Annotated in this window: 19 protein-coding genes; 10 read left to right on the forward strand and 9 right to left on the reverse strand. The window is 45.3% G+C overall.

All coding sequences use genetic code 11. The annotated features are described in order from the left end of the window. Positions 1–424: 424 nt before the first annotated feature. The gene (locus tag Q9R36_RS12655; RefSeq protein WP_311225230.1) at positions 425–1150 is read left to right on the forward strand and encodes a DUF421 domain-containing protein; all 726 of its coding nucleotides are present in this window, start codon (positions 425–427) and stop codon (positions 1148–1150) included. 20 nt (positions 1151–1170) lie between these two features. Here the strand turns inward: Q9R36_RS12655 and Q9R36_RS12660 are convergent, their stop codons facing one another. Beyond that, the gene (locus Q9R36_RS12660) at positions 1171–1659 is read right to left on the reverse strand and encodes a CBO0543 family protein (protein WP_311225231.1); all 489 of its coding nucleotides are present in this window, start codon (positions 1657–1659) and stop codon (positions 1171–1173) included. Positions 1660–2301: 642 nt separating this feature from the next. On the opposite strand from Q9R36_RS12660, the gene Q9R36_RS12665 reads away from it, so the two are divergent. From Q9R36_RS12665 to Q9R36_RS12680, 4 genes are all read left to right on the forward strand, one after another. Next, a complete protein-coding gene (locus tag Q9R36_RS12665) occupies positions 2302–2700 on the forward strand; it encodes a cytidine deaminase (protein ID WP_253618848.1) in 399 nt (132 codons plus the stop codon). A 128-nt stretch (positions 2701–2828) separates the two neighbouring features. Continuing rightward, complete coding sequence (locus tag Q9R36_RS12670) at positions 2829–3863, forward strand: DUF3231 family protein (protein WP_311225232.1); 1035 nt, start codon at positions 2829–2831, stop codon at positions 3861–3863. 97 nt (positions 3864–3960) lie between these two features. Next, positions 3961–4512 carry a GNAT family N-acetyltransferase gene (locus Q9R36_RS12675; protein WP_311225233.1) on the forward strand — a complete coding sequence of 184 codons (552 nt, stop codon included), beginning with the start codon at positions 3961–3963 and terminating at the stop codon, positions 4510–4512. Positions 4513–4626: 114 nt separating this feature from the next. Further along, the gene (locus Q9R36_RS12680; protein WP_311225234.1) at positions 4627–5094 is read left to right on the forward strand and encodes a 2-thiouracil desulfurase family protein; all 468 of its coding nucleotides are present in this window, start codon (positions 4627–4629) and stop codon (positions 5092–5094) included. 399 nt (positions 5095–5493) lie between these two features. On the opposite strand, the gene Q9R36_RS12685 is transcribed toward Q9R36_RS12680, so the two are convergent. Further along, the gene (locus Q9R36_RS12685) at positions 5494–6255 is read right to left on the reverse strand and encodes an SDR family oxidoreductase (protein WP_311225235.1); all 762 of its coding nucleotides are present in this window, start codon (positions 6253–6255) and stop codon (positions 5494–5496) included. Positions 6256–6588: 333 nt separating this feature from the next. On the opposite strand from Q9R36_RS12685, the gene Q9R36_RS12690 reads away from it, so the two are divergent. The 3 genes from Q9R36_RS12690 (at position 6589) to Q9R36_RS12700 (ending at position 8813) form a co-directional block, all read left to right on the forward strand. Further along, positions 6589–7050: a DIP1984 family protein gene (locus Q9R36_RS12690; protein ID WP_311225236.1), complete on the forward strand. Its 462-nt coding sequence runs from the start codon at positions 6589–6591 to the stop codon at positions 7048–7050. A 513-nt stretch (positions 7051–7563) separates the two neighbouring features. Continuing rightward, a complete protein-coding gene (locus Q9R36_RS12695) occupies positions 7564–8352 on the forward strand; it encodes a hypothetical protein (RefSeq protein WP_311225237.1) in 789 nt (262 codons plus the stop codon). 2 nt (positions 8353–8354) lie between these two features. After that, positions 8355–8813, forward strand: coding sequence for a hypothetical protein (locus tag Q9R36_RS12700; RefSeq protein WP_311225238.1), 459 nt, complete (start codon positions 8355–8357; stop codon positions 8811–8813). Positions 8814–8950: 137 nt separating this feature from the next. Here Q9R36_RS12700 and Q9R36_RS12705 read toward each other — a convergent pair whose 3' ends face one another. Together Q9R36_RS12705 and Q9R36_RS12710 are read right to left on the reverse strand one after the other, a co-directional pair. Then, positions 8951–9277, reverse strand: coding sequence for a hypothetical protein (locus tag Q9R36_RS12705; protein ID WP_311225239.1), 327 nt, complete (start codon positions 9275–9277; stop codon positions 8951–8953). A gap of 137 nt (positions 9278–9414) precedes the next feature. Next, positions 9415–9846 (reverse strand): DUF4395 domain-containing protein, encoded by a 432-nt coding sequence (locus Q9R36_RS12710; protein ID WP_257992816.1) that lies wholly within the window; start codon positions 9844–9846, stop codon positions 9415–9417. Positions 9847–10176: 330 nt separating this feature from the next. Between Q9R36_RS12710 and Q9R36_RS12715 the strand changes: the two genes are divergently transcribed. Both Q9R36_RS12715 and Q9R36_RS12720 read left to right on the forward strand, forming a co-directional pair. After that, positions 10177–11802, forward strand: a complete 1626-nt coding sequence (locus Q9R36_RS12715; RefSeq protein ID WP_311225398.1) for a catalase — start codon at positions 10177–10179, stop codon at positions 11800–11802. Positions 11803–12066: 264 nt separating this feature from the next. Continuing rightward, complete coding sequence (locus tag Q9R36_RS12720) at positions 12067–13305, forward strand: MFS transporter (RefSeq protein ID WP_311225240.1); 1239 nt, start codon at positions 12067–12069, stop codon at positions 13303–13305. Between the two features lie 19 nt (positions 13306–13324). Here Q9R36_RS12720 and Q9R36_RS12725 read toward each other — a convergent pair whose 3' ends face one another. Genes Q9R36_RS12725 through Q9R36_RS12745 form a run of 5 tightly spaced genes read right to left on the reverse strand, consistent with a single transcriptional unit; the run spans position 13325 to position 15638 of the window. Further along, entirely contained in the window at positions 13325–13624 is a 300-nt protein-coding gene (locus Q9R36_RS12725; protein WP_311225241.1) for a spore coat protein, read from the reverse strand. 14 nt (positions 13625–13638) lie between these two features. Next, positions 13639–13833, reverse strand: coding sequence for a hypothetical protein (locus tag Q9R36_RS12730; protein ID WP_224901708.1), 195 nt, complete (start codon positions 13831–13833; stop codon positions 13639–13641). A 16-nt stretch (positions 13834–13849) separates the two neighbouring features. After that, complete coding sequence (locus Q9R36_RS12735; RefSeq protein ID WP_311225242.1) at positions 13850–14986, reverse strand: zinc-dependent alcohol dehydrogenase; 1137 nt, start codon at positions 14984–14986, stop codon at positions 13850–13852. Between the two features lie 18 nt (positions 14987–15004). Beyond that, a complete protein-coding gene (locus Q9R36_RS12740) occupies positions 15005–15376 on the reverse strand; it encodes a spore coat protein (RefSeq protein ID WP_257992812.1) in 372 nt (123 codons plus the stop codon). Between the two features lie 16 nt (positions 15377–15392). Further along, the gene (locus Q9R36_RS12745) at positions 15393–15638 is read right to left on the reverse strand and encodes a spore gernimation protein GerQ (RefSeq protein ID WP_129613181.1); all 246 of its coding nucleotides are present in this window, start codon (positions 15636–15638) and stop codon (positions 15393–15395) included. Positions 15639–15790 lie beyond the last annotated feature (152 nt).

Raw genomic sequence — 15790 nt, forward strand, 5'->3', positions numbered from 1 at the left:
ATTTATAGACGGAGAAATTCCCCTTATTCTTCAAATAGTACTGAAAACAGCTTGAATAGAGGGAGAAATTTCCCTTATTTGACTCGAAAACATGAAAAAAGATACTTTTTCTTTGCATAAAGGGAAATACTCCTCTTATTTTCCCAAAAATCACTTCTGATTTGCATTTAACAGTAAAATCTCCCCTTATTTTTCTATCACTGGCAACCCACTCTTCAGCTACAAGGAGCAGATTAAAAATCACACAGCACCCTAACGATGCCAATACTCATTGTCCAGGTGTTATGTGGGGAGCTAAATGCTATGCCATTCACAGTATTTCTCTACGAAAACTAAAATGTGGCCAGGCGGCCCTTTTAGTTTTCCGTATAATTCCAGCTCTCTTCCGGTAAACTAAGGTCATTATCTGCCGGGAGGAAAGACTATGGAAGATCTGCTGCATAACAGCTTTCTCATTTTCGGAAGAATTATCACCATTCTGCCTTTATTGCTCTTTATTACTCTCTTTATGGGAAGACGTTCGATTGGTGAGCTCCCTGTATTTGATTATCTGGTCATCATTACACTGGGGGCGGTGGCCGGGGCGGATATAGCAGATCCCTCCATCAGGCATCTGGAAACAGGCTTTGCCATCATTGCCATCGGCCTTCTGCAGCGGCTGATAGGCAGAATGAAAATATCGAAACGGAAGTTTGGAAAACTTATTACCTTTGAACCGGTCATTGTGATACACAAAGGCAAATTCCTTAGTGCCAATCTGAAAAAATACCATTACAGCATTGATAACATCCTGCAAATGCTCAGGGATAAGCAGGTCTTTGACGTTCAATATGTGGAAATAGGAGTCCTTGAGGGGAATGGAATGTTAAGTGTGCAATTGAAACCTTCCCAATTGCCTGCCACAAAGGGAGACCTGAATATCTCCGGAAACTCGTCGCAAATTGCCTTTCCCGTCATTGTTGAAGGAACGGTATACCGGGAGGTACTGGAACGGTATGGCTTAGATCAATCCTGGCTTGACTCTGAGCTTTCCCGGCTGGGAATCTCCGGGGTGCAGGAAATATTCTTTGCTTCCATCAGCCCTGAGAATAAATTGCATATCTCACTGAAAAATGAACAGGCGCATTCTATACCTTCTTTGTATCATTAACAAAAATACAGCACCAGCTCCTATTCATTGTCGGGAACTGGCGCATTATTGGCTTTTCGGATAATCGCTATAAAAGTCCTGGAAATCAAAAATGTAAGGGTAAGTGAATAAAAACTGGTCAGAGTATGCCATCCTTTTTTAAATTCAATCAGTTTTGTTCTCTTTTCGAAAAAATATTCCACTATAGCCATCGGACCGCTAAAGCAAACTGACTTAATCAGAATGCCCAATAGGCCGGATGATTTTGTGACCTGGTTAAAATAGACACAGGCAATCGGATAGAGCAGGTAATCGAAAATGAAGCTGACGTCAAACCACTTCACAAGCTTAACAGGATAAGTGATATAGCCTTTCCTGACAAGCAGCTTATCGATGATCGAAGAAACGTAACCTTTGAAAAGAAAAATCAGCATCCAGTCTTTCACCGGCGGCTTCCTCATCAAGTTGACAAAAGAAATCAGTCCAAAAATGAGCAAAAATCTTAATGTGTTTTTTTCAAATTTATACATAGGGCTTCCCTTTCCGCAACAGGATTCTTCTATGTTTACTATCCCATGGATGAATGGGGTGTATTCATATTCACGGCAGTTATTCTTTAAGGAAGGAATAGCTCCCTTTTTGTGGAATACAAAGTAATCAGTGTTTAATGGAAGAGGAGTTAAAATAATGAACCGCTGGATACTGGTCAAAAAAGAATATGGCAAACGATCGGCACCTGCGGATTTACTGCTGGGACCGGACAAATCATATTGCGGAAATAGGGTATGATCTTTGGCATGAATATTGGGGCTGCGGTTATATGAAGAAGGCATGAAGGCTGGAATTAATTATGGGTTTAGCCAAATGGAGCTGAATCGGATCCATGCTTATGTGGCTCTGAAGAATACAGCTTAAGGAAAGCTGCTCGAAAGCCTTGGATTTATAAATGAGGGCATTTACCGGGACAAACATCTGTTCAGGGGACAATATTATGATCATTATACTTACTCCCTACTGAGAAAAGATTGGAATCAGGAGTAAAAATGCTTTTTAATCAATATTCGGTATTGACAAATTATTCCCGAAAATATAATATAAGAAGTCCTGCCAACTAAAAAATTGGCGCAAGGGGACTGTGAAAGGTTCATTCTGATGTGAGGGGATGGATTGTGATGGATAAAGAAAAATTAATGGAAAGTGCACGCGCTGTAAAACAGGCTGCGTATGCACCGTATTCCAATTTTCCAGTAGGAGCAGCTTTGCTGCTGAAAGATGGAACCGTTATCAACGGAGTGAACGTAGAGAATGTTTCTCTTGGAGCTACGAACTGCGCTGAAAGAACAGCTATTTTCACTGCTATCGCAAATGGCTATAAAAAAGGGGATTTCCAGGCAATTGCGGTTTCCGGGAACACAGCTGACTTCCTTCCGCCTTGCAGCATCTGCAGGCAGGTGCTGGCAGAATTCTGCTCACCGGACATGCCGGTTTACTTAACGAATGAGAAAAAAGATATATTGGAATTGCCTTTGAAGGAGCTATTGCCATACGCCTTCACTGATTTAGAAATGTAAAGCCGATTAATGATTAAAGCCTGCTTTGAAATTATTCGAAGCAGGCTTTTTCTGTGTATATATACAAAGAATACGTTTCCGGCGTGAGGAGGATACTAACACAATAAAGTGTATGAAGGAGATTGATCATGGATACGATCAAGCCGATTAAAGTTGGAACAAATAAGACGAGCCCGAAAGATCCCTTAACGTCAGCAGAGATGGGAAAGCTCTGGGCTACCTATATGGGAAACAGTATGTCAAAGTGCATCCTGGCTTACTATCTTAAACATGTAGATGATCCTGATATTAAAGCTTTATTGGAAAATGCTTCGAAATTATGCGGAGAAATCATGAAAACGGCAGAGCGGCTGTTAAAAGAAGAAAACTTCCCAATTCCAGATGGCTTTAATGAAAATGATGTCAATATTGGTGCACCCCGATTGTATCATGACGACTATTATGTCCATTATTTAAAATATGCGGCAAAAGCAGGTATGAGCATCTATAACGTAGGATATCCCCTAGTCTTCCGAAAGGATATTGTAGAATTTTTTCAATATTGTCTGCAAGAATCGATGCTGCTGATGGATCAGATCAAAGACATTCTTATGAATAAAGGATTGATTATGAAACCGCCTTTCATTCCTATCCCCGAAAAGGTGGATTATGCCCAAAAAGATTTTTTAAATGGTTTCCTGGGACGTGTCAGGCCGCTGCACGCGCTGGAGATCACACATCTTTATGACAACATTGAAAATAATGTAACTAGCAAGGCCTTGATTATGTCATTTGCCCAGACAGCCAAAAGTGAGAAGATCCGGCAGCTGTTTCAAAAAGGGGCCAGTATGACCCACACCAACCTTGAGCGTTATATGCAAAAGCTGCATGATGAAAATCTGCCTTCCCCAACGTTTCTGGATGATCTGGTGACAGATTCCACCTTCGCTCCTTTCTCGGATAAGCTCATGCTGTTTCATAAGATGGATATGTTCTCCATGAAAATCAGGGCATTCGGTAATTCACTGGCAGTGAATGGCAGGCATGATATTGGACTCTTATACTCAAGGTCGCTCATGAATATTACCCAGTTTGTCACAGAGGCATCTAACATCATGATGGAGAACAGCTGGATGGAAAAGCCGCCGGAAGCAGCGGAGAGGCAGAACCTGGCATCACATTAACAGAAGAAATCTGCCGCCGGAAATGGCGGCTTTTCTTTTTTCTGAAAGAGGAAGAACTCCTTCATTATAGAATGTATATAAAAAGGAGGAGTTTCCGATGATTTATGACCAGTCAAACAACATCATATTCACAAACCGGCTGCTGCTTAGATTGTTCCAGGTATCCGATGCAGAAACAGTTGCCAGGCTCTGCGACAACTATAATCTATATAAAAGCACTCTGTACCTGCCCTATCCCTATGAGCTTAAAGATGCCCTTACCTGGATGGAGAAACATCTTGATAACTTCAAAAGTGAGAGATCCTATGAACTGGCCGTGACCGACAGGCAAACCGGTGAGTTGTATGGTGCAATTGCCCTATCCAACAATCAAATGTTCCACCATGGCGAGCTGGCCTATTGGATTGGTGAGGAATATTGGGGGAAAGGCTATGCCACCGAGGCGGCAGAGGCAGTCATCAGGTTTGCTTTTGAAGAAAAAAAGTACCATAAAGTATTCGCCCGCTACTTTCAATCCAACCCGGCTTCAGGGCGGGTCATGGAGAAGCTCGGCATGAAGGAAGAAGGGGTCTTCGTTGACCATGTGCGGAAGGAAGGCCGGTATGAGAATCTCGTGTGCTATGGACTTATAAACCCGGTAGATAAATAGGAACCTTTATAAGGGCTGCCCGTCAATTGAAGACAGCAGTCCAGAGGTCATTATGGCTTTGATCCTTCATTCTTGCTTTTTTAAAAATAAATAATCTGCGTGGAGTTGGTAGCTTTGTTATTAGTCAGTTCGTGCCTGGCGGGGCTGGAAGTAAGATACAACGGCACACATTGCCTGCAGGAGAATATCTGTCAATTGATTGATCAAAAGAAAGCCGTATCCATCTGCCCCGAACTGCTCGGGGGATTACCGGTGCCCCGGGAGCCGGCAGAAATCATAGGCGGCGATGGAGGGGATGTCCTGGACGGAAGAGCAAGGATCATAGAAAAATCAGGCAGGGATGTAACAGAGTTATACATAAATGGAGCCTATGCAGCCCTTAAAAAAGCTGAAGAGCTGCAGGTGAGTGCGGTTGTGCTGAAAGAGTTCAGCCCTTCATGCGGCAGCAGCGTCATTTACAACGGGGAATTCACAGGGAGGAAGGTGGCAGGGGATGGGGTGACCTCAGCTCTGCTGAAAAGGAATGGCATACGAGTAGTTTCAGATAGAGAGCTGGAAGAGCTGCTTTTCAGCTATGAATAACTCAGCTGTAATTTCATGGGATATACCTGTTATTGTAAAGGGAAACAAATAGTGTTAACCTTGAACAGACATAGTGTCCTTCCTATGTAAAAAGGGGCGATTACACTATGCTTAGTAAGGCGGAACACTTACTAATCAGCAGAGAACTTGGACGTTTAAGAGATGAACTTATGCTATGCAGCGATGACCAAGTAAGGAAAAGCATTCACCAGGATATTCTTTTACTCCGCAGGGCGTTAACAATTACTGCTAGAAAATAGCAGTTTTTTTTCTGCGGTTTTTGCATTAGTGAAACTTACTTTGTCATTGGCTGCTTCTGATATCTGAGAGGAAAAGTAAAGAGGGCCCAGCACTGAGCCCTCCATTTAGATGCGCATTAAGCGGGAAACGAGAAAAAACCTATTCGATCGTGTGTTTCATGGCCTGATACATCTTTGCTGTATGTGCATCGAGTTCATCCCTGGACATGCGAAGGCGCTCAACAGAAGAGCCATAGCCAATCTCTTCTTTGCCTTCTGCCAGTCCTTTAAAAATTCCATCTGCGAATTCATTCAAAGGTTCGCCCTGGGTATGGAGCCCGGCTCCGCCTAAGTCAGTGTTCACTGCAGGCGGGGCGACTTCAATCACTTCGACTGATGTTCCGGAAAGCTGGTGGCGCAGGCTAACTGTAAAGGAATGGAACGCTGCTTTCGTAGCGGAATAGATTGGCGCTATGACGAGCGGTGTAAACGCCAGTCCGGAGGTCACATTGATGATGGCCGCTTCCGTTTTCTTTGCCAGGAATGGAGCAAACAGCATGGAAAGGTGGAAGGGTGCCTCAATATTTGTAGTGATTTCATTGTTAAAATAGCTCCAGTCCTTCTTTGCATCTGCAGTGAGCACATTAAAGCGCTGCTGGATCCCGGCATTGTTCACCAGTACATTCGCGTCAGGATGATTTTCCTCTACCCAATCAAACAGGGCCGATCGCTCTGATTCCACAGCGAGATCACAAACTCTTGTAATCAATCCGGGGAATTTCTCCTTGGCTTCCTGCAGGACACTTTCCCGCCGGCCGCAGACAATGACAGTATTGCCGGCCGATATAAAGCGCTCAGTAAAAGCCAATCCGATTCCTGCGCCACCGCCTGTGATAAGTATTGTATTTCCTGAAAGTTTCATTCTGGCACCTCTTCTCTTTCAATTGATGATTTCCCTATCCACATAAAACTGGCGATATCCCCACTATGATTGTTGATAATTAAGATATCCACAGCAAGATTTCTGGGATTTGCCCGTAATGGAGCGATATCCACAATAAGATGGTTGAAATCCTTCGCTGAATAAGGATATATCCACAATTACTGTATACCCCATTGAAGAATGTTCATCCGGCTGTCTGCAAGATCATCATAAGGCTCTGGAAGCAGTACAAGCCAGCAAACTGTTTGACCCGGCAGGAATTTGCCGGTTAGCATCGAAACTATAATAGTATAAACAATGGGAGGGTCATTTATGAAATTAGCAGAGGCCTTGATACTGCGTTCGGATTATCAGAAGAGGGTCGAGCAATTAAGGAACCGGCTGAGCCAGAATGCAAGAGTCCAGGAGGGGGATCTTCCGAATGAGGAGCCGCAGACGTTAATGAAAGAATTGACAGAGCTCCTGGTAAAATTAAAAAGCCTTATTCAGAACATCAACCGCACCAATCTACATACAGTATTTGACCAGGCGCAGTCTCTGGCCGACGCACTGACAAGCAGGGATCTCATCGGTCAGGAAAGAAAGATTTACAGCGACCTGCTGGGGCAGGCAACAATACGGCATGACCGTTATTCCCGGTCGGAAATCAAGTATGTTTCGATGATTGATGTGAAAGAAACGCAAAAGTTTGTGGATGAATTATCCCAAAAATACAGGATCCTGGATGTAAAGATTCAGGAATTGAACTGGAAAACAGAATTGATGGAACGCTGATTTTGGCTATTGTATAGGAATTTATAAATTGTAAGTCTTGTGGATAAATATCAATTCTTGATCAACGTCCAGCTCCAGCGCCTACCCCCTCGAGGTCACAAGCCAAACCTCCCAAAAAGGCAAAGAACGCCTTTCCGGGAGATTAGTCTTGTGCTTGTCGGGGGTGATCAAGGCGCTTGCGCTTTTGTTCTGCAAGTTGGTAGCGTGCGGGAAGGCGAATGCCAAACCCTGCAGCAGGGTCAAGCTGCACTTAATGGTCGGGGTTCGGGGTAGCCCTGAGGTTCAACTCCTCAATCACAGCTCATACCCAGTATTGTAACCACAGAACCATTTACAGATAACATCTAACAACCAGGCATTGATTCTCGTTTCGTGAGGGCGGATAGGGGAAAATAGAAATATCTGAGAGGGCGCTGATCTTAAAGGATCGGCGCCTTTTTTACACTCCCGGTTCGAATAAATACAGGAATGAGAGGAAGGATAATACAATAGAAACTGCTAAGGTGGAAGGCTATGAATAACTATACCAATGACAATACAGCCCGAAGGTACAGAGCGCATGTGAGCATTTTGGGAACCACACAGATCCATCTGAGGAATCCCTATATCATTGCATGGTGGAGCGCCGCTTTTCCCGGGTTTGGCCATCTTCTTTTATCAAAATATCTGCGGGGATTTGTGCTGTTTATCTGGGAAGTGGTTGTTAATATTAAGTCGAAATTAAATCTGGCTATGATTTATTCTTTTCAAGGAGATATAGATAAGGCTAAAGATGTTTTGGATACAAGGTGGCTGCTGATCTATATTCCAGTCTATTTCTTCGCCATCTGGGACAGCTACCGGACAACGGTTGATTTAAATAAAATCTATATCCTTGCAGAAAGAGAGGAGCACCGGTTCAACACCTTCAGTATGGGGGCCCTTGAAATCAATTATTTGGATAAGCGAAATCCTGTTATGGCTGTAGTATGGTCTTTTTTTGTACCAGGATTGGGGCAGCTGTACATCCACCGGATTGTCTCTGCATTTTTAGGCATTATCTGGACGGTGATCTTCTTTTACTATTCTCGTGGACTTGAGGCCCTGTCTTATTTGCTTATGGGTGATATAAAGAAATCTACTTCTGTCATCGTTCCGGAATGGCTGTTATTTTTCCCCTCTTTATACGGATTCTCGTTATACGATTCTTATATAAATACTGTAGAGAACAACAAATTATTTGAAAAAGAACAGCGGACTTATTTCAGGGAGAATTATCAGTCTTCTTCTTTTCAGATTTTAAAAGGACAGAAGGTGAAATAACGGTGCAGCTGTTTTCCACATTTGAACATAGCACTACTATAGAAATGGCAGTCTCTACTCTGGAGAAGAAGGGAATTAAGCGGGAAAAAATATATATCGTCCCATTGGATAATCGGCAAGAGAAGCATCAGCTGTTCGATGACATAAATCGTTCAGACAACACTTCCCTCATTGATATAGGAGCAGCCCTTGCGACTGCCTTCTCTGTGGTCGGAGCGAGCATCGGATTTAAATTGGCATGGGGACCCATATATTGGGGGCTGATCACAGCTGCTGCCGGGTTTTTGATCGGCCTTTCCATCCGCCTTTTTACAGAAACTGTTGTCAAAAAAAAGAAAAGGCAGCTAAAAGGAGTACATTCCGAGGTTATTCTCATCGTTGAGTGCGAGGATTCTGAAGGTGAACTGGTTGAGAATATATTGTACGGCCATTATGCATTGGGGGTGGCGAAGGTGAAGTGAATAGGGGGAGGGAAATTCAGGCTGCTTAGCAGGCGGCTTGTTCTTTTTTGTCCGGCTGCTAAAGATTAAAGCCCTCTTTCTAAGGATTGAAAGAGGGCGCTGATCTAACCTAATGTTTAAAGCATCCTGGCTTTCTATCAGGCATTGCGTCCAAAGATTACATAATCAGTCGAGATAGGAATAATATCGATAATGCTATTAGTGTTCAATAGATTATCGAGCTGGCTTCCTCTTCTTGTGACGATCTGTGTTTTACTATAGATATCCCCATTGAAGTTTGTGCTCAGCACAATGCCATTGAGGAATACATTTTGCGCATTTCCATACATGATTGTCCTTGTTTGTCCTGGCGCCAGCGTAAAAGTAACTTCTCCATCAAAATTGGCCGGGTTGTCACCTTGGCGGACAAGCAGAGTGATCTGTAAAGCAGCTGCGCTGCGGTTATTGAATGTTTTTTGTGCCATTTTTTCACCCCCTTTCTTCTATATACTATGAATACAAATCTTAAAGGAGAGGGCTTGTATAATAGGGGAGATTGATCAATTTTTAATAGGCAGGAAAAAGAAAGAGGGAACCTCTAATTTGAGGTTCCCTCTTTCTGTTATTTCTGGCTCATTCTTCGTTTAGCCCTAAGTCTGATCAGCTGGAAGCGGATAAAGCATCCGATGCAGAAGCCAAGGATGGCAACGAATGCAGCGAGTGCAACCATAACCGTAAAGATATGTCCAAGGATTGTGAAGCCCAATGCGTAGGACAGCAATCCCCCGGCAAGGCATACAACTGCAATTACCTGATTGAACTGCTGCTGGTCCCATTCCTCTGGAATATAGGCGGAAGGTGCTTTCTTCAAGAATGTTCTGGCTGCCCGCATGACGGGATTGAATCCGAACAGGAGGCCCATCAGACCAGCAATAAGCGGGATGGCCAGAATCCACTCCTGCCCGGTCAGCCAGCTCGCTGCTACACTGATGACAATGAACCATTGATTGGTCCTAACGAGGGGACGGGGAATCGAACGTACTGTTTCTGCCATATATAAATACGACCTTTCGTATATGAATTTAGGGTTTTATACTATCATACTCAATTTGCAGCATTTTTGAAAGAGGAAAGTCTTTCTCAATTTATAATTATTTTTTTATAATAGACAGTTTAAAAGGTTAGCCAGGCGGGTAAAAAATTGGTTGTAATAGCTGGTTTTTCCTCTAAGTTCCCCGGTCAATTTCATCTTTAGACCTACATAGCAAGAAGATTAATTTACAAGATCATCCTTTATCTCTGTATAAATTTTCCTTAACTAGAAAAGATAAAGGTGATTAATTTGAGGAGGTTATGCAGTTTGGATCAGAACAAAGACAAGAATATGCAAAACGGCGACGATGTGAAGCGCGAGAAGCTGACGACCCGCCAAGGCCATCCTGTAAGAGATAACCAGAATATACGGACGATCGGCAACCGCGGTCCTGCTACACTTGAGAATTACCACTTTATTGAAAAAATCTCTCACTTTGACCGTGAGGAAGTCCCTGAGCGCGTCGTCCATGCCCGCGGATCTGGAGCATTCGGCTATTTTGAGACATACGGAAAAGTAGGCGATGAGCCAGTCGAAAAATATACCCGCGCGAAAGTATTTTCCGGTGCAGGGAAGAAGACTCCGCTGATGGTCCGCTTCTCCACAGTGGCAGGGGCGAAGGATTCGCCTGAAACAGCCCGTGATCCGCGCGGATTTGCGGTTAAAATGTACACTGAGGATGGAAACTGGGATCTGGTTGGGAACAACCTTAAGATTTTCTTTATCCGTGACGCGATGAAGTTCCCTGACATGATCCATGCCTTTAAAGCAGATCCTGCTTCCAACGTGCCTAACCCTGAGCGGATGTTTGACTTTGTTTCACGTACACCTGAAGCGACACACATGATCACATTCCTGTTCTCTCCATGGGGCATCCCTGCGACTTACCGCCATATGCAGGGCTCTGGCGTCAACACGTACAAATGGGTCAATGACAAAGGTGAAGCGGTGCTTGTTAAGTACCATTGGGAGCCAAAGCAGGGCATCCGAAACCTGACCCAGGAAGAAGCGAACATGATCCAGGCGAAGAATGTAGGGCATGCTACACAGGATCTGTATGAGGCGATTGAACGCGGCGACTATCCGGAATGGGAGCTGTATGTGCAGATCATGGAGGATGACTACCACCCTGAGCTGGACTTCGATCCGCTTGATGATACGAAGCTTTGGCCGGAAGACCAATTCCCATGGCTGCCGGTTGGCCGCATGGTCCTTGACCGCAATCCGGTTGACTTCCATGCCGAGATTGAACAGGCTGCCTTTGGAACAGGGGTACTGGTCGATGGAATGGACTTCTCTGATGACAAAATGCTTCAGGGACGAACTTTCTCATACTCAGACACACAGCGCTACCGCGTCGGCGCCAACTACCTGAAGGTGCCGGTAAATGCACCGAAAGCGCCTGTCCGCACAAATCAGCAGCGCGGCCAGATGGATGTCCGCGATCCGAAAGAATCCGGGGACAATCCGCATATCAATTATGAGCCATCCATGCTCGGCGGTTTTGAGGAAGTGGGAGAAGCAAGCCCTGTTCCGCACCAGCCGACCTATAATGCAGCAGCCATGAGCGCGCCGATCGACCGCCCGAACAACTATGGCCAGGCAGGACACACCTACCGCAGCCTGGAGGATTGGGAGCGCGACGAATTGATCAAGAACCTGTCCGAAGCGCTTGCTGCCTGTAATAAGCGCATCCAGGACGCCATGGTCGAGCACTTCACACAGGCCGATGAAGATTACGGCCGCCGCGTGAAGGAAGGCATCGAAAAGAGGACAAAAGAGCTGAAAGAGATGTCAGCAGAAAATAATGTCCCTGGCCGTGAAGCAGGACAATCCAAATACGGCCAAGGCTCATTATCTGCCAATGAGGCAACAAGGGAAGCCGTGGACAAAGGACACGAAGCGGATCCGTATTAATACTCGATAAGCCGAAGGGCTGCCCGGAACATCAGGATGACTGGTGGGCCCGGGCGGCTTTTTTTATTGAGTGAAATTTCAGCTGACAAATAGGTGTAAACATTTAAAAGACTGGAGAGCTTAATTCCTCTTTTTGCTCACCCCCAAAAACTCCTCACCTATATAAAGGACTAACTGCAGGTTTTGTCGAATTGGTACTAATTAGGAGAACTAGCCTTAAAAAGTTCACATTAATTTATTCCTCAAACATAAGGACTGATAATCTTGCTTTTCAAAAATAGAAATTTCCTTGTTTTATGGATTGGGCAGCTGGCTACGATTTTTGGCAATCGGTTCAGTGAGATTGCCGTTCCTCTGGTTGTACTGCAGCTGACAGGCTCGCCCTGGAAGGCGGCATTGATTGCTGTCTGCTCCAGGGTGGTGCCGCTGGCATTATCCCTGCAGGCGGGCTATTGGGTTGACCGCCATTCAAAGAAAAAAATTGCCATGGGGGCAGATGCCCTCAGTTTCATGGCGATGTCTGCACTGGTCCTGTGCTTTTATTTTAATGTGCTGAACATTTGGATTTTGGCGATCTGCCTGCTCGTATTGGGAGCGGCAGGGCTCTTTTACAGGGTATCGCTGGGAGCGATGCTGCCGTCGATTGTGGGGAGGGATCAGCTTATCAGGGCCCATAATTATATTGAAGGGGCTGATGCCGTCAGTACACTGGCAGGACCAGTGATGGCAGGTGCTGCTCTTTCCGCTCTTGGTGCTGCCGCAGTGCTCGGCATTGATGCTGTGACCTATTTGATTTCATTAGCAGGGCTGGCTGTATTGACCTATAAAGAAACGCCTGCTGCTGCAAAAGAGAGGGAGGGCTTCAAAAATGTTCTGGCTGTTAAAGAAATAAAATACCTGTTCATCAATTCCTATCAGCGTTTCATTTCTTTTCATCAGGCTGTTTTAAATTTTGCCTCCTCCTGTGTGGTTCTTGCTGTCATTTTTTATACAAGCCAAACGCTCGGCTTTAGCGAGTGGCAGACGGGCGCAGTATTATCAGCGGCAGGGGCAGGAAATCTCCTCGGTGTCTTCCTGATGAACAAAACGGTTCACTTCTCATGGAAAAGTTTATATGGGGTGCTGATGGCCGTTTCAGGGCTGGGTCTTCTGCTGATTATGCTGTCTGGCCAGTTCGCCGTCATCGCCTGTGGCATGTTTTTATTTGATGGAGCTTTGTCAATGGCCTTCGTAGTGAATGGATCTGCCCGGCAGGCGATCACCCCTGATGGTTTTTTGGCCCGTGTAGCAGGAGGGGGAATTCTCTTGTCCGGACTGGCAGCTGTCAGCGGCACGCCTTTTGCTGGGGGAATAGCAGAATCCTTCCATCCGCTGGTCGTTATTGCAGGCTGCTCAGTCTTGCTTTTCCTGGCATCGGCCGTGTCACTGTCGTTCAATCAGGGTAAAAGCCGGCTGGATAAGCTTGAGCCGATAAGTTTTCGAAAAAAGATGGACCGCATATAAGCAGTCCATCTTTTGTCTTTTACAATGTAGGCAATTTCAAAGCAGTCTCCATATTCTGCAGGTTCAGCTTCGTTTGCTCTTCTGTATTCCAGGCATGATACCAGCCTTTTTTCATTATATAAGTGGAGATTTCCTCATGCAGATCCAATGTTGCCTCCAAATGGCGGGTCAGCATTTCCTTGATTTCCGGTGTTCCTGCATCTGTTACAGCCATGGCCAGGTTTCTTGCGCCGCTTTTTGCTGAAATCAGCAGGTCCATTGCGACCATCTGGTCTGTCAGTGCGTCCATGCCGGTCAGTTTTTCTATAAATTGAATCATATAGCGTCAACTCCTCATTGCTGTACTTTTGATAAAACAGAACTGAATTCCTGCAGCTGGATGGTGGAGGCATCCACGTCTCTCTGCATGATTTGTTTCAGCTGCGGATCAGTGACAAGTGCTTTCATCGTTTTCGACTTTGTCAGGCAAAGTGTTTTAAATGCTGCGATTTCCTGGACTTCCAGGATTTCATGTAAAAGATAATCCATTCTGCCAGCTCCTTAGTTAAGGTTTTAGTACGACTTTAATGCAGTTATCCATTTTCGTATCAAAGATTTCATAACCATGCTTGGCTTCGCTGAGGGGGAGGACATGGCTCACTACATCTCCCGGGTCAATTTTTCCTGTGGCCACTAGTTCATACATATAGGGCATCAGGTGGATCATAGGGGCCTGTCCGGAGCGGATATTGACGTTGCGCTGCATGATATCACCTAGCGGGAATCCATTGTACCGGCCGCCGTACACGCCTGTGATCTGGATGGTTCCGGCTTTTCGGACTGCCTGGGCGGCAATGACAAGGGCACTCATGGCCCCGCCATGAAGCTTCAGGCCGCTTGCCAAAAACTCCATATCAGTCATCTTTCCGTCCATGCCGACTGCATCGATGACAACATCTGCTCCGCCATGTGTGATTTCCTTCAAATGGCTCCCTACATTTTCATACTGTTCAAAATTGATGATTTCGACCTTGTTCGTCCGTTTGGCATGCTGGAGGCGGTAATCCACATAGTCAACGGCAATGACCCGTTTGGCTCCCTTCATCCAGGCAAACTTCTGGGCAAAAAGGCCGACCGGCCCGCAGCCGAGGACGATCACCGTATCGCCATTTTTTACTCCGGCATTGTCGACGCTCCAAAAGCCTGTAGACATAGCATCGGCAATGACGCTCAATTTTTCATCCGGCTCTTCGCAGCTTTCCGGAATTTTAAAGTGGGTGAAATTGGCGAAAGGCACCCGCAGATATTCTGCCTGTCCTCCCGGGTAGCCGCCTGTATTGCCGGAGTAGCCGAAATAAGCACCCATATCGCCGTTGTCATTCGTGTTGTCGCACTGGCTTTCGAGCTGGTTTTTACAGTAGATGCATTCCCCGCATGCAATATTGAAAGGAATGATGACGCGATCTCCTTTTTTAACCTTTGTCACTTCAGGGCCGACCTCTTCGACGATGCCCATCGGTTCGTGCCCGATTACATAATCCTCCTGCATATTAGGGATAAATCCGTGGATTAAATGGAGGTCAGAACCGCAGATCGCTGTGCTTGTGACCTTGATGATCATATCATCCGGCTTTTCGATCCTGGGATCTGGAACCTCTTTGACTTCGACATTTTTGATGCCTTGATAGGTGACTGCCTTCATGTATGCAAACCTCCAATATTAATGGGACTCATCAGGTGTACGGTCAAACATGCCTTTTCTGTTTGTATCATGAGGGAAAAGATTCATGCTGCCGATCATGATTGTATTTTTGGCTGAGAGCTGGTCCAGCTTGTATTGTTCGCTCAGGTCATGGGGATGGAACCATTTCTTGCTGACCATGAGCTCGGAAATTTCCTGATGCATCTGAATTCCCTGCATAAGCTGTTTCCTAAGCAGCACCCGTACATCAGGCGTAGCTGCTTCCGTCAAAGCCACGGCCATATTTCTTACCGCTTCCTTTGTGCGGATGAGAAAATCGAGCGCGAATGTCATATCAGCCAGTTCAGGCATATTTAAGGCATTGATAGGATCTAAATAATCTTGATTCAATTGAGGTTGCCTCCTTTCAATTAATGATTGGCGTTGGACGGCTTTCCGGGACAGGAGCACTAAAAGGAACGCGTTCATAGAGGGCCTGAAGCTCGCTAAGGTCTTTTTTGGACTGTTCCAGGTCTTTCTGCATAAGGGCCTTTAAGTCTTCATCAAAAACAAGCCCCTGCATAAGCTTGGATTTTGCGACGCAGAGTGTTTTGAAGTTGACAATCTCATGTAAATCCATTGATTCATGGGGAGCCAGATGCTTCATATCCATTGATGTTCATCCTCCTTTTGCATATACGCGGATTATTTTTCCCCGGCAGCGTTTATTTACGCTGGCGGTTTTTGTAAGCTGGAGAGGATTGCAGATGTGAGGGAAATTCAACTGGGGATTTAATGGCAAAATTTTTGTGAAAATAAAAAAGC

This window comes from Bacillus sp. AG4(2022), assembly GCF_031844465.1.
In the GTDB taxonomy this organism is placed as follows: Bacteria; Bacillota; Bacilli; order Bacillales; family Cytobacillaceae; genus Bacillus_AB; species Bacillus_AB infantis.

Coding starts and splice junctions, on each gene's coding strand:
- Q9R36_RS12655 (WP_311225230.1), top strand. CDS start 425: ATGGAAGATCTGCTGCATAACAGCTTTCTCATTTTCGGAAGAATTATC.
- Q9R36_RS12660 (WP_311225231.1), bottom strand. CDS start 1,659: ATGTATAAATTTGAAAAAAACACATTAAGATTTTTGCTCATTTTTGGA.
- Q9R36_RS12665 (WP_253618848.1), top strand. CDS start 2,302: ATGGATAAAGAAAAATTAATGGAAAGTGCACGCGCTGTAAAACAGGCT.
- Q9R36_RS12670 (WP_311225232.1), top strand. CDS start 2,829: ATGGATACGATCAAGCCGATTAAAGTTGGAACAAATAAGACGAGCCCG.
- Q9R36_RS12675 (WP_311225233.1), top strand. CDS start 3,961: ATGATTTATGACCAGTCAAACAACATCATATTCACAAACCGGCTGCTG.
- Q9R36_RS12685 (WP_311225235.1), bottom strand. CDS start 6,255: ATGAAACTTTCAGGAAATACAATACTTATCACAGGCGGTGGCGCAGGA.
- Q9R36_RS12690 (WP_311225236.1), top strand. CDS start 6,589: ATGAAATTAGCAGAGGCCTTGATACTGCGTTCGGATTATCAGAAGAGG.
- Q9R36_RS12695 (WP_311225237.1), top strand. CDS start 7,564: ATGAATAACTATACCAATGACAATACAGCCCGAAGGTACAGAGCGCAT.
- Q9R36_RS12705 (WP_311225239.1), bottom strand. CDS start 9,277: ATGGCACAAAAAACATTCAATAACCGCAGCGCAGCTGCTTTACAGATC.
- Q9R36_RS12710 (WP_257992816.1), bottom strand. CDS start 9,846: ATGGCAGAAACAGTACGTTCGATTCCCCGTCCCCTCGTTAGGACCAAT.
- Q9R36_RS12715 (WP_311225398.1), top strand. CDS start 10,177: ATGCAAAACGGCGACGATGTGAAGCGCGAGAAGCTGACGACCCGCCAA.
- Q9R36_RS12725 (WP_311225241.1), bottom strand. CDS start 13,624: ATGATTCAATTTATAGAAAAACTGACCGGCATGGACGCACTGACAGAC.
- Q9R36_RS12730 (WP_224901708.1), bottom strand. CDS start 13,833: ATGGATTATCTTTTACATGAAATCCTGGAAGTCCAGGAAATCGCAGCA.
- Q9R36_RS12735 (WP_311225242.1), bottom strand. CDS start 14,986: ATGAAGGCAGTCACCTATCAAGGCATCAAAAATGTCGAAGTCAAAGAG.
- Q9R36_RS12745 (WP_129613181.1), bottom strand. CDS start 15,638: ATGGATATGAAGCATCTGGCTCCCCATGAATCAATGGATTTACATGAG.